This is a genomic window from Pseudarcicella hirudinis, from assembly GCF_900115665.1.
Classification (GTDB): domain Bacteria; phylum Bacteroidota; class Bacteroidia; order Cytophagales; family Spirosomataceae; genus Pseudarcicella; species Pseudarcicella hirudinis.
In genome coordinates this window covers 163,272-176,420 of record NZ_FOXH01000005.1, presented here as the reverse complement: position 1 = coordinate 176,420, position 13,149 = coordinate 163,272, and the positions used below count along the sequence as shown (strand labels likewise).

The window sequence follows — 13,149 nt, the reverse complement described above, 5'->3', positions numbered from 1 at the left end:
ATATAAATATTAAGACAATGATTTGAAAATCAGTTGATTATTTGTGAAAATTAATAGAAGCAATAAGCCGATAATCAGATGAAATCAGGAATATTAGCAGGAAATATTGAAGGGGTACAACATTATATGAAATAAATTATATCAGAGTGCATAGAATAAAGGACAGCTTTTACCCTGGTTTTTACCGATATTAACACTCAAATACAAATACCAGCTTATAAATATGAAGAAAAAAATTATCCCTTTAATGTTACTGTCTTTTGCCTCAGTTATAGCCATGCAATATATTCCCTGGCGGAAGGCTTTCTCTGAAGGTGAAGAATGGTCAGAATATCTTGGAGGGCCGGGAAGGAACCATTATTCTTCTTTGGATCAGATTAATACTTCCAATGTCTCTGACCTGAAGATTGCCTGGGAATATCATTCACTTGATTCAGGGCAGGTTCAGTGTAACCCTATCATTGTAAAAGGAACGCTTTTCGGGGTGACGGCTTCTAATAAATTATTTGCTCTGAATGCTGAGACCGGAAAACAAATCTGGCAATTTTCTGATGGCAACGGTTCAGCATTTAATACAAACCGAGGGGTAACTTACTGGGAGGATGCCCTGAATAAGGATGCTTCAAGGATTTTGTTTGCCTATGGTTCCTGGTTATATGCTGTTGATGCCGGAACGGGTCAAAAAATTACAAATTTCGGGGATAACGGAAGAGTGAGTCTGAGAGAGGGTCTTGGTGAAAATGCTGCCGACAAATTTGTTATTTCCAACACGCCCGGAACTTTATACCGCGATTTGATTTTCATGCCTTTAAGGCTTTCAGAAGGGGCGGATGCTGCTCCCGGCAATATTCAGGCATTTAATGTTCGTACGGGAAAACTTGCCTGGGTATTCCATACCATTCCTCATCCGGGAGAGTACGGGTACAATACCTGGCCGAAATACGCCTATAAAAATACCAATGTCGGAGGAGCCAACAACTGGGCCGGAATGGCCGTTGACAGAGAAAGGGGCATTTTATTTGTACCCACAGGTTCGGCAGCCTTTGATTTTTACGGAGGAAACCGGAAAGGGCAGAATTTGTTTGCCAATAGTTTATTGGCTTTAGATGCCAAAACAGGGAAACGTCTCTGGCATTATCAGTTTGTGCATCATGATATCTGGGATAAAGATTTGCCGGCACCTCCCAATCTGATCACTGTTACACAAAAAGGAAAGAAAATTGACGCAGTGGCGCAAGTTACCAAAACGGGTCATGTTTTTGTGTTTGACCGGGTAACTGGTAAACCATTGTTCCCGATTCTGGAAAAACCTTTTCCTAAATCGGAATTGTCTGATGAACCAACCTGGCCTACGCAGCCGATTCCGGTTTTGCCGGCACCTTTTGCCAGACAAATCGTAGGTCCCGGAGATATTAACCCTTATTCCGATGATAAAAAGGAATTGACCGCCACTTACAATCGATTACAAAAAGGCGTTTATCGGCCTCTGAATAAGAAAGAAACGCTGGTATATCCGGGTGCTGACGGAGGAGCTGAATGGGGCGGAGCGGCTGTTGACCCTGACGGTATCATGTATGTTAATGCCAATGAAATGGCCTGGGTTTTTAGTTTGAAACCTACTCCTAAAGAGGACGAACTGATCCATCTGAGTCCAGGACAAAGGATCTATACTACCACTTGTACTGTTTGTCATGGTCCGGAAAGAAAAGGTAATCCAACCAGCGGTTATCCTTCGCTGGTTAATATCGGACAAAAGCGCGACAGAGAATATGTATCGAAATTGATCACAAACGGGAAAGGTATGATGCCGGGTTTCTCAAATATTTCGGCAACAGAGAAGCAGGCATTAATTGCCTTCCTGTTTGGTGATGAAAAAGTTGAAGCTGCTGCCGCATCTGCCCCGGGTAAGAAAGAACCTTTTGTTCCTTATAAGTTTAACGGGTATAATAAATTTCTGGATTCCAAAGGTTATCCGGGGATTCGTCCGCCCTGGGGAACACTTACGGCTATCGACTTAAATTCAGGAAAACATCTTTGGCAAAAACCATTGGGAGAATTTCCTGAATTGAAAGCAAAAGGTATTCCGACTACGGGATCAGAAAATTACGGAGGTCCGGTGGTAACGGCAGGAGGGCTGCTATTTATTGCTGCTACCAGAGATGGCATGTTCAGAGCTTTCGATAAAAAGTCAGGAAAAATTCTTTGGGAAACACAACTTCCCGCAGCCGGATTTGCTACACCAAGTACTTATTCAGTCAATGGGAAACAATATGTAGTAGTAGCCTGCGGAGGTACGAAATTAGGTACTAAAAAAGGAGATAGTTACGTGGCTTTTGCATTGCCTTAAACCCTCTTAAAATAGTTCATAGGATTTTTAACAGGTTTCCCGGCTTCAGGAAAACCTGTTTTTTATGACCTTTACCCGTGCTCTGTGACCCACAGAGCACAGATATTAGTGACTCACAGAGCATAGAGATAAAGATGTTTTGTCGTATTATCTTTTACCAGGAACTGGTATTGTTTTATCGTAGTTTGTGATATTCTCTGCATAAAATGTGCAGTTTTTACCACAGGATTCAAGCCATCCTACCGAACTGTTATTCTCACATTTTGTGAAATATCTGATAGCTCCGCCGTCATAAAATCTGTAAACTTTGCATCCGTCAACTTCAAAAAGTAATTCTACTTTTATCTGAGGATTGGAACCCTGAAGAGCCATTTGCGCAGGAGCCATGCAGGAAGAAAGCCCCAGTGCCAGAAGAACAATTGCCAATAATTTTTTCATGATTTTCGATTATTTTAAAAAGGTTATGTCTTAAGGAATGAAGAGTATGATTGTAAAAGAAGAGCTGCTGAATAATTGCTGTTAAGTACATTATTATGACTCAGAAACAATCATTTGGATTATTGAAAACATGAATAAATCTTATTGAAATCACAAAAAAAAGTTGGCTCTGCTCTTTGAAAATGCTGATAATCACATATTCAGTTTTGTCTGTTTATTATCGAATAGACAGGTGGATAGCAATTATCATTTTTCTGAAAGAGAGGCCAACGGAACTAATTATCATATTTAAATTAAAAACAGCCAGTAAAAGACAATATTCAGCGTGCTGAGAGATAATTTTACATTTGCATATGATTGATGTGAATTGTATTAAACCTCTTGCCTCTTCGAAAACAAATGAGCGTAATTGACCTGAGTAATTACATTAATATTGACAAATTGTCTGCACAGCCGATCTATCTGCAAATTGTAGAACAGATTGTTTCAATGATCCAGAACGGCATTCTTCAAAAGGGTGTTAAAATACAGACTTCCAGAGATTTGTCTGGAATGCTTGCTGTAAACAGAAATACAGTAGTAGCCGCGTATGATGAACTGTATGCGCAGGGATGGATTGATGTAAAACCCAGGAAAGGCTGTTTTATTACCTTAAAATTCCCTGTTTTAAATCCGATTTCTCTCTCTTCTCAAAATCAGGGAAACATGGAATATCCGGAAAACACCTTGTTTCAGGTTGGGTATGAACTTAAAGAGGAACTATTTGCCAGCTATCCGCCCAATACAGCAAAATATGTTTTCAATGAAGGCTTTCCGGATGTACGTCTGACTCCCTTAAAGGAATTATTGAGAGAATACAGTGTTTTTGGCAAAAGAAAAATGTCCCGGAAATACCTTTCATATTCCGACAAGAAAGGCTCTTTAAGGCTGCGGAAGGAATTGGCAAATATGCTTCGCCAATCACGTGGAATGAGTATTGAGTCAGAAAACATACTGGTTACCAAAGGGGCGCAGATGGCTATTTATTTAGCTGCGTCTCTGTTACTGAAACCTGGTGATAGTGTCATTGTGGGAGACCCCAGTTATTTTCTGGCCAATCAGATGTTTGCGAAACTCGGAGCAGATATTTGTCCTGTTCCGGTCGATCAGGAAGGCATAGATGTGGCTGCTATTGAAAAATTATGCCAGTCGAAAAGTATCCGGTTGATTTATGTTATTCCACATCACCATCATCCTACCACCGTTACATTGTCTGCCGCCCGGAGACTTCAAATGCTTGATATTGCGGCAAAATACCGAATAGCTGTAATTGAAGATGATTTTGATTTTGACATTCATTATGAAAACAGACCTACTTTGCCGATGGCAAGTTTTGATCGGTATGGCAGTATTATTTATATCGGAACACTTACAAAGGTACTGGCTCCGACCATACGTTTAGGGTATATCGTTGCACCCGCAAACTTTATAGATTTACTGGCGCAGCATCGCTTTGTAATAGATCTTCAGGGGGATACTTTACTGGAGGAGGCGATGGCTGAGTTATTTATTAACGGTGCGATAGAGAGACACCTGAAAAAGATACGAAGTTTGTATAAAGAACGGAGAGATTTGTTATGTCATTTGCTTAAAGAGAATTTGAAGGAGATTGTCTCATTTGTTGTACCGGATGGTGGACTTTGTCTGTGGGTTGAATTTAAAGGAGTTGATACCAAAAACATTGCTATTGAAGCAGGAAGAAACGGATTGTTTATCAGAGACGGGAAAAGGCATAATCCCTCCGGAAAAGACCTGAATGCCATGTGTATCGGGTTTGCTTCTATGAATCTGGCAGAACTTGAAAAAGCAACAAAAATATTAATATCTGCCGTAATCTCCTGTAAATCGGATAAGTGGAAGTAATTGTCAGTGAATTTCACTTGTATTGCTCTGGATTTGAGCCAGGGCAATACAAGTTGACAAAAAAGGTTTAGAGGGGATACAAGAGTCCTGTAAAAGATATCATGATTAAAATGGTGACAATAATACCAACCAGACAAATCATATACGCTTCTTTTTTAAATAGTCTGATGTCAGCGGTTACAGCTTGTTGAGAAATCTGCTGTTGTCTGCGAACGTAATGAGCGCAAGCCACGTGTAGGAAAACACTCAGTACTGAAAGCGTGTAATATGGAATAAAGAAAAGCTTTTCAGGATAATGGACTGCCACACCGGAGGCAAAGAAAAAGTCTGTTTCAACATGCCATTGATAACGTGCTGTCAGAACCGCTTTTATATGATTAACAAGAAAAAGTGAAAGATATAACCCACTGAAAACCTGTATCTTGAAATAAACGGGCTTTTGACGGAACCCTCTTTGGAAAATCAGGATAATACCGCTGATAATCTGGACAAGAATACAAAGGAAAAGGAACAATTCGACAGGGGGAAAGCGATAGATATAACGGAACAATTTCATGACCGAAATATGAAGTGCCGGCCCGCCAAGTGCAAAAAGATGATTGGTCAAATGAAGGAAAATAAACACAGAAATGCTGATTCCGCTTATTCTGTGCAGGTTCTTTAGATTAAAGCCCATGTCGGATTAGAATTTAACAGTCAATTTCAATGTAGAATTTTTCGGAAAAACTAACCGGACAGATTAATTTTTAGAGGTCGCCGGAATGTATTCCGGTTTGTAACCTTCCCGGCCTTTTTTGATGATAGTGATTAATAAAACCTTGCTTTTGCGATCCTTCAGGTTGTTTCCGGCGAGATTGTGCAGAATATTTCTTCTTTCATAAAACATCTCACCGGCTTTATATATGGTAAAAGGCTTGTTTTCCAGGCCGATCTGAACTTCTCCGTCAAGTACATAACCGAATAGTTCGCAATCGTGCCGATGACTTACCGTATCAATGGCTCCGGGTTGAATTGTCATTACGTTTGATTCCATTTTATACTCTTTAAGTTCAGGATCAGAAAGCCACTTGCTCAGCACTGACTCAAACGATAAAGGAGGAGGACTTTTGGTTAATTTCGACTTTGAATCATGATGTTGTCCGTAAGTTGTTGAGACAGAGACAAGGAGGAATAGAATCGGCAATAAGCGTGTTGTTTTCATAGCTATGTTTGAGTTTTACAGGACCAAATATAGCGCAAGGTAAAAGCGAACAATCAGGCCACAGATTATTAACCTGCTAGTCCAGAGTAATGTATTTTAGATGATCGGAAGATGTATGTGATTTAAGAAAACATTTCAGAAGTTGAGAGATTGAAATAGTCGATTTTAAAAATAAACCCGGATTTCTTTCCAAAAGCTGGATGAAATCCGGGCTGTTTCCTTCTTTGAAATCTTAATGCTTAGTTAAGCATTAAATAGTTGCTTTGGGTTTAGGAAAGTAAATGTTTTTGCCTGTCCGGCTTGCCGGCTTGGATTTCTCTTTTTTCTTGCGTCCAAGCCATATGCAAAAACCAGTGAGAGGTAATGTAGCTGCCACGAAAGAAGCGATAAATGCGAGAATCATTCCTGAAAGCCCCAGTATTTTACCTACATGAATATCATAAATCATGGAAGTGAATTTTTCTGCTCCCGTTTGGGTATCATAGGCTTTATTTTTAATTAAATCCCCGCTTTTCCGGTCAAAAGAGAGAAAACTTCTTTTCATATAATTATGAGCACTATGGTAAATATTGGTGCGAATAACTGCTTTTGCATTATCTTTTTCAGGGAGGTTAAACATAAAAACTTTGCCTTCCGGAACAATCTGATAGGAACGATCAGCCACTTTTTGCAAAATCTTACTGGTTTGTAAAGTCAGTAAAGTGTCAGAGTTTGCCGGTGTTTCTTTGGCTGGAATATATCCTCCGTTTCCCGTCCAGATTACAGTTGCTTTAAACCAGTCAAAGGCAAACCAAAGCCCGGAAAGACCGATGCATAAAGCCAGAAGTATAACATAGAATCCTGAAATATTATGCAGATCGTAATTCTTTCGCTTCCATTGTGTGCTCGTTTTCCAGTCAAATCGAATACGTTGTTTCAAAGCCGCTTTATTTTTGGGCCACCACAATATCAATCCTGAAATAAGTAAAACAATAAATATAACAGTACTCCATCCGACAATCTGTTTTCCCGGTTTGCCTAAAAGAAGGTCGTAATGCAAGTGTAGAATGACAGGGAAAAAGGCATATTTCGTATTTTCTACCTCCAGAACTGTTCCGTTGTAAGGATTAAGATAAACAGTATAGAAATAATCCCATTGTTTGTCATAATTCCATCCGTTCGGATTGTACTTTGAGGCAATGAAATGGTAACTGCTTTTGCTGTCAGCGGAGGCAATAATACGATTGACAGGCATTTCTTTTCCAAGTTGAGTCTGAGCAATAACAAGAAGATTATCTAATGGCAGGCGTTGTTTTTGAGCTGAAACATAAAGCTTATCTGCATATATCCAATCCTGCAATTCTTTTTCAAAGCAATAGATACAACCTGTAGCCCCCAAAATAAACACCACCAACCCGGATGCTAATCCGAGCCAGAGGTGTATTTTTCCAATGATTTTCTTAAAAGTCATTCGATTAGAATTTAACAGATAAACTCAAAGCATAATTTCTCAAAGGTTGAGCATATCCATAACCGTCCCAATTTTTCTGATCTGCCAGGTTATTGATTTTTAAACCGAATCTTATTTTAGGTAAATCATAAAATGCAGTGGCATTCAATAGCGTATATGATGGAATGTAGAATGTGTTGGCTGAAGAGAAGAACATTTTATCGACATAATAGCCTCCGAAACCTAATCCCAGGTTTTTAAGGAATTTGTAGCTAACCCAAAAGTTGGCAACATTTTCAGGAGCTGAGGCAGCTTTTTTACCCTCTGTTGTTTTGTCGGTTGCCCTGACAATTTTATTATCATTATAGGCATAACCTGCAAAGATGTTAAAACCTTTAAAAGGATTTGCAACAAATTCAAGTTCCCAACCTTTACTTACCTGTTCTGCATCCTGAAATGAAACACCTTTTTCATCACGACGGATTGCATTATCAATCGCAATTTTATAGTAACTTAATGTGATATTCAGCTTTTTATCTAACAATTCGGTTTTAATACCTCCTTCCGACTGAACTGCATAAACAGGCTTTGCCACAAATTGTTCTCCGGTTGGCTGGCTGATTGGCCCCTGATTCTGGAAACCACTCATATAATTACCAAATACTGAAACCTTATCTTTCAATACCTGATAAACTACACCTAATTTCGGCGCGAAAGCGGTCTGGCTATATTGCGGCGTTGAAGTAATACCGGCATAATTGAAATTATCTATTCTTAAACTCAACATGGCGGACAATTTATCCGATAAGCCAACTACATCTGAAACATATGCACTTGAGGTAGTCTGATCTGAAATCTCAAAAGGAACCATACCTCCCCTTGAGGCAATAGCCTGATCTGTTTGAGCTTTTGTCAGGGGTTTGAATGCTTTTGTAACATTTACTGTATCTATAAATCCGTTATTATTTACCAGTGAATAGTTAAACGATCCGCTGTAATAACGGTAATTAACTCCTGCCAGAATTTTGTGATTAATAGAACCAGTATTGAGGTTACCTGTAAAATTCTGCTGAAAATTGGTGTAATTGTTATAAATAGGACCATATACCAGGATATTTCTGGCTACCAGAACAGGAGAAAGCCAGGTGAGGTAATTCTGATAACTGTGTTTTACAGATTCTGTTACAAAAGAAAATAAAGTTGATGAAGTCCAGTTATTTGAAATTTTATAGTTTGCTTCCAGATAGTACTTTGAAGCAAATGTTTCAGCATTGACATCATCGTTAAAAAGGTTTTTCTTGTAGTCTATCGGGAATTCTGCCGGATTGGTATAACCTGAAGGTGTATTGACACGGGTATAAATACTGCGGGTCTGATCGATGCTCAGAAACTCAATATCTGCCAGAATACGGAAACGGTTGTTGACCTGGTAAGAAAAACTCGGGGCAATTAAAAATGTATTATTATGTCCCTGATCCAAAAAACCATATTGTCTGTTTACTACGGTATTAACTCTGAACAGGGCCGTTTTTTCTTTGTTAACCGGTGTATTGATGTCAGCCGTTAAACGATTGAGTCCATAACTTCCCAGGGTATAAGAGATATCTCCTCTGAAGGTTTCGAAAGGCTTTTTTGTGACGAGGTTTACTACTCCGCCAAAAGAAGAGATTGCTGAACCAAACAGCGTTCCTGACGGTCCTTTAATCACTTCAATCCGTTCAACGTTTCCTATTTCCACGGATGAGCGTGAAGCTGTGGTTTCCATGCCGTTTCGGGCATTAATACCTGTAGAAAAGCCTCTGGAGGTGATGGCAAAACCACCTGCAGGATAATTGATCGGTGCTGCGCCAACGGCGTTTGTCAAAGCATTATTGATACTTGTGACAACCTGCTCTTCCAATAACTCTTTGGGAATTACCGTGTAAACCTGAGGGTTTTCAAGGTTTTTCAAAGGCAGACGAGCTACATAATCAGTTTCTTTTTGTGAAAATTTGTTGGTATTTGACATAACAACTACTTCCTGCAACTGATTGGCATTTTCTGCCAGAGTAAAGTCAACGATAAGGGTCTGACCTGCCTTTACTTCAATCTGCTGTTCTTTGGTTTCAAGTCCGAGGAGACTTACCTTGATCGTAAAAACACCGGATTTGATTCGTTCTATCCGATATTCTCCGGCCTCATTGGTGCTTGTCCCTTTGTGGGTACCATTCAATTGCACATTGACAAATTCGGCAGGCTTGCCGTCAGAAGTACTGATTTTGCCCTTGATTGTGGCATTTTGAGCAAAACAGATTATACTGCAAAGCAGAAAAGCTATGGTAAAAAATGATTTCATCGGCTTATTTTATTTAGAAATAACTATTTGAAAGTTTATGAGTTAGTATTTACTTTTATGCTTTAATCAGAATTTATAGGCGAAACTTAAGGCGTAATTTCTGGGCTTTTGGGGATTCAATGTTGACCATCCTCCATTGAAATATGCCTTGTCGGTAATATTGTTTATATTTAATGCAACCCGGAATTGGCTGGTGTTGTAAAAAACAGAAGTATTAATAACTGTATAACCCGGTAGCAGGAATGTTCCGGTTACCTTACTATCCAGTGTCGCTACCGGACTGGCATAGTTACCTCCAAGGCCCAAACCAAAACCATTCAGAATATTACCGTTGAACTTATACGTTGTCCAAAAATTGACTAAGTTTTTAGCACCTGCCCAGATAGGTCTTTTTCCTGTTTCCAACCAGACATTGGCTTCATCTCCTTTAATAATCTTGCTGTCGTTGTAGCTATATCCGGCAATGACGTTCAGGCCCCTTAGTGGATTTACATTTAAATCTATTTCAAAGCCTTTGCTTTGCGCTTCTCCTCCTTGTAAGCTGTTATAAAAATTGGAAGGGTCGGCCGTTACCAGATTGCCAACCTCTATGTCATAATAACTGATGGTAGCATTTAATCTATCCGAGAAAAGATTGGTTTTTACCCCAAATTCAAGCTGATTGGCATGCTCAGGTTTGAAAGCTTTTACTTTTGGATTACTCCCGTCAGGATCAGACACACGCACCGGACCAAGATTTCTGAATCCATTCATATAGTTTGTGAAAAATGTTACTTTGTCAGGAATCAGCTGGTACAACAAGCCAAATTTTGGCGACAATGCTGTTTGGGTATAGTTATCATCATTGGTATTTATATCGCCTTGAGTATCGAAATAGTCTAACCTCAAACTTCCCATAGCAAGTAATTTGGGTGTAATATTCACCACATCTGAAACATAGGCGCTATAAGTGGCATCCTGAGGATTGTAGTTTGTTGTCCCCGATGTTGCCAATACATTATCTACAGAAACCTGTGTTAAGTAACGGGGAGCGAGCGTATCACCTGTTGCCGGGTTTACATAATTGATTTTACCCTGTGGAGTAAGATTATAAAGCCAGCCATAACCAGAACCTCCGTAAATTACCTTTCTTTCGAAATAATCGACACCAATGACCATACGGTTACGCATCCCGGCAATCGTAAAATCCCCGATAAAATTTTGCTGGAAATCAGATGTTATTGTTTGCGATTGAGACTTGGTAATCCAAAGGCTAAAATCTCCATGACCATTTTCATTATCGTAGATGTAATTGTAATAACCGTCAGATCTTGTCATTCCTCTTGATAAAACCGTTTGAGAGGTCCATTTATCCGAAATTTTATAGGTCATTTGCCCCTGTAAATTGTATCGGGGATTTTTCATAGAGAGGTCATTACTGTAAAAAGAAAGCCTCGTGTTATAGTTTAGTGCTTGTAAGTCAGCGAATTGTAAAGGCGTATTTCTTCCTAAAAACAGCATGGGGGGAGTGGTCTTCTCTTCCTGCATAAATTCTGTATTAATCAGAAATGATAATTTTTCGTTAACCTTGTAGGAAAGTGTAGGAGCAAAAAAGAATGAATTCCGGAAGCCGGCGTCCTGAAAACTATTTTCAGTCTGGTAAGAAGTATTTACTCTCAATGCCACTTCAGCGGTTTTTGTTAGCGGTGTATTAACGTCAGCAGTTACACGGTTAAGTCCGAAACTACCGGCTATATAGCCGATTTCCCCGCCAAAAGTTGCATAAGGTTTTTTAGTAACAGTATTGATAAAACCACCATAGCAAACCAGGCTGCTGCCAAATAATGTTCCGGAAGGCCCCTTGATAACTTCAACCCGTTCAATGTTGGCGGGATCCAGACTTCCGTTGGTTAAACCTGGCAAACCATTTACCATATTTGCCTGTGCTTCAAATCCTCTCAGGGAATAATAAGAACCTCCGTCGCCACCACGTCCTGTAGATTCCCATAATTTTTGGATACCGGGTACATTTTTTAAGGCATCTTCATAATTGGTAATAGCCTGCTCTTTCAGTAAATCTGATGAAACTACATTGTAAACCTGTGGATTCTCAAGGTTCTTTAATGGCATTTTAGAAACATATTCAGATTCTTTGTGCACAGACTTACCGGAAAGCACAACTACCTCCTGTAGCTGATTAGCATTTTCTGCTAATGTAAAGTTGATCACCAGATTTTGTCCGGTTTTTATCTCTATTTGCTGCTCTTTTGTTTCAAGCCCGATCAGGTTCACTTTCAGCACAAAAATGCCGGCTTTAACCCGATCTATTTTATATTCCCCATTTTCGTTGGTAATAGTTCCCTTGTTTGTACCATTTAGCTGTACATTAACAAATTCGGCAGGCTTGCCGTCTAAAGTGCTCACTTTGCCTTTGATGCTGGCGTTCTGAGCAAAAGCAAAAAAACTGTAAAAGGTTAAGAGGTATGTAAAAATTGATCTCATGCGATTGTTTTGTTTGTGAATTATCTTACATTTTGTTTAGAAATTGAATACCATTTCAGGCCATTGATTTCATACCAATGGTAAAAGGAAGTAGAATCAGGCAAGAAAATTTAAACCAGGATCTTAACGATCTTTTATATTCAGGATTGGAACTATTATACTGTTAGCCGGAAAAGCTGAAAATTCAAGTTGTATTAACGTGGGTATTTATTATTTTTATTTAGACTTATTTTAAATAATACATACAAATGTATACCACAAAATGATTGATACATAATTATTTAGAATAAATATAAATAATCGCCCTAATTTGTATAAAAAGGCAAAATAAATATTTGAATAGTGATATAAATGCTTCTTTTAATTTGCTTTTTTCAGCGAAGAAGTGAATGGTAATGAAGCTAGAATAGCTCTTTTAAGGAAAGCTATCCGGGGATACTGATAGTAGGAGGAGAGATGCGGGAAAGATTTAAACAGACAATTGTTCTAAAAAGTGGTCTATTCTTTTCTTTTGTCTTAAATGGTGACGAAAGTGCATTTCCGCAAATTGGAGCCATTCGGGGGCATTAAAATAATGAAGTCCCGGATGTTTAGTTTTGCCTTTTGCCGGACTTTTTTCAAGTAGCTCCAGCAGAAGATTGATTTCATTCTTTATGTCTGTCAGGTGAGTAATTAACTGTGCTTTGCTCTCGGGTTGGGGCATTGTGGAATTAGAAGGAGCTCCTTCAATTGCCATATCGGGAAAATCATTGTTGAGAAACATTACCTTTGCTGTCGGCGAGGCTTCTTCAAGAGAATGTTCATTGGTCGCAATACAAAGTTTAACCTGTTCTATGTAATAATTTGTATCGTCTATAAGATGTATATAAACTTGTCCGAGCGACCAGCCATCGGCAGAAGGTTTGGTACATAATTGCCTGAAATCGTACTGATCCAGTGCTTTTATCCAGAGGTCTATAGTATTATTAAAATCTTTGATTAGCATGGCTGAAATGTTTTTGTCAGAGTTTTAACAA

The 13,149-nt window shown here is 39.0% G+C and carries 9 protein-coding genes; 2 read left to right on the top strand and 7 right to left on the bottom strand.

Features of this window, described 5'->3' with window-relative positions; translation table 11 throughout:
* Positions 1-223: 223 nt before the first annotated feature.
* On the top strand, positions 224-2,347 hold the full coding sequence (locus BM179_RS10735) for an outer membrane protein assembly factor BamB family protein (protein WP_092016600.1): 2,124 nt from the start codon (positions 224-226) through the stop codon (positions 2,345-2,347).
* 147 nt (positions 2,348-2,494) lie between these two features.
* On the opposite strand, the gene BM179_RS10730 is transcribed toward BM179_RS10735, so the two are convergent.
* Positions 2,495-2,785, bottom strand: a complete 291-nt coding sequence (locus tag BM179_RS10730) for a DUF4884 domain-containing protein (RefSeq protein WP_092016598.1) — start codon at positions 2,783-2,785, stop codon at positions 2,495-2,497.
* Positions 2,786-3,184: 399 nt separating this feature from the next.
* Here BM179_RS10730 and pdxR point away from each other — a divergent pair, with 399 nt between their 5' ends.
* Positions 3,185-4,687 (top strand): MocR-like pyridoxine biosynthesis transcription factor PdxR, encoded by a 1,503-nt coding sequence (pdxR, locus tag BM179_RS10725; RefSeq protein WP_092016595.1) that lies wholly within the window; start codon positions 3,185-3,187, stop codon positions 4,685-4,687.
* Positions 4,688-4,754: 67 nt separating this feature from the next.
* Here pdxR and BM179_RS10720 read toward each other — a convergent pair whose 3' ends face one another.
* The 6 genes from BM179_RS10720 to BM179_RS10695 form a co-directional block, all read right to left on the bottom strand.
* On the bottom strand, positions 4,755-5,363 hold the full coding sequence (locus BM179_RS10720; protein WP_092016592.1) for a succinate dehydrogenase/fumarate reductase transmembrane subunit: 609 nt from the start codon (positions 5,361-5,363) through the stop codon (positions 4,755-4,757).
* A gap of 63 nt (positions 5,364-5,426) precedes the next feature.
* Positions 5,427-5,888 (bottom strand): cupin domain-containing protein, encoded by a 462-nt coding sequence (locus tag BM179_RS10715; RefSeq protein WP_092016589.1) that lies wholly within the window; start codon positions 5,886-5,888, stop codon positions 5,427-5,429.
* Between the two features lie 250 nt (positions 5,889-6,138).
* Positions 6,139-7,338 carry a PepSY-associated TM helix domain-containing protein gene (locus BM179_RS10710; protein WP_092016586.1) on the bottom strand — a complete coding sequence of 400 codons (1,200 nt, stop codon included), beginning with the start codon at positions 7,336-7,338 and terminating at the stop codon, positions 6,139-6,141.
* A 4-nt stretch (positions 7,339-7,342) separates the two neighbouring features.
* Positions 7,343-9,652 carry a TonB-dependent receptor gene (locus BM179_RS10705; protein ID WP_092016583.1) on the bottom strand — a complete coding sequence of 770 codons (2,310 nt, stop codon included), beginning with the start codon at positions 9,650-9,652 and terminating at the stop codon, positions 7,343-7,345.
* Between the two features lie 66 nt (positions 9,653-9,718).
* Positions 9,719-12,133 carry a TonB-dependent receptor gene (locus BM179_RS10700; protein WP_092016580.1) on the bottom strand — a complete coding sequence of 805 codons (2,415 nt, stop codon included), beginning with the start codon at positions 12,131-12,133 and terminating at the stop codon, positions 9,719-9,721.
* A gap of 469 nt (positions 12,134-12,602) precedes the next feature.
* Positions 12,603-13,118, bottom strand: a complete 516-nt coding sequence (locus BM179_RS10695; RefSeq protein ID WP_092016578.1) for a DinB family protein — start codon at positions 13,116-13,118, stop codon at positions 12,603-12,605.
* Positions 13,119-13,149 lie beyond the last annotated feature (31 nt).

Bases quoted from the DNA above. Each gene is read 5' to 3' on its own strand.
- pdxR (WP_092016595.1), top strand. From the start codon at position 3,185: ATGAGCGTAATTGACCTGAGTAATTACATTAATATTGACAAATTGTCT.
- BM179_RS10720 (WP_092016592.1), bottom strand. From the start codon at position 5,363: ATGGGCTTTAATCTAAAGAACCTGCACAGAATAAGCGGAATCAGCATT.
- BM179_RS10700 (WP_092016580.1), bottom strand. From the start codon at position 12,133: ATGAGATCAATTTTTACATACCTCTTAACCTTTTACAGTTTTTTTGCT.
- BM179_RS10715 (WP_092016589.1), bottom strand. From the start codon at position 5,888: ATGAAAACAACACGCTTATTGCCGATTCTATTCCTCCTTGTCTCTGTC.
- BM179_RS10735 (WP_092016600.1), top strand. From the start codon at position 224: ATGAAGAAAAAAATTATCCCTTTAATGTTACTGTCTTTTGCCTCAGTT.
- BM179_RS10695 (WP_092016578.1), bottom strand. From the start codon at position 13,118: ATGCTAATCAAAGATTTTAATAATACTATAGACCTCTGGATAAAAGCA.
- BM179_RS10730 (WP_092016598.1), bottom strand. From the start codon at position 2,785: ATGAAAAAATTATTGGCAATTGTTCTTCTGGCACTGGGGCTTTCTTCC.
- BM179_RS10710 (WP_092016586.1), bottom strand. From the start codon at position 7,338: ATGACTTTTAAGAAAATCATTGGAAAAATACACCTCTGGCTCGGATTA.
- BM179_RS10705 (WP_092016583.1), bottom strand. From the start codon at position 9,652: ATGAAATCATTTTTTACCATAGCTTTTCTGCTTTGCAGTATAATCTGT.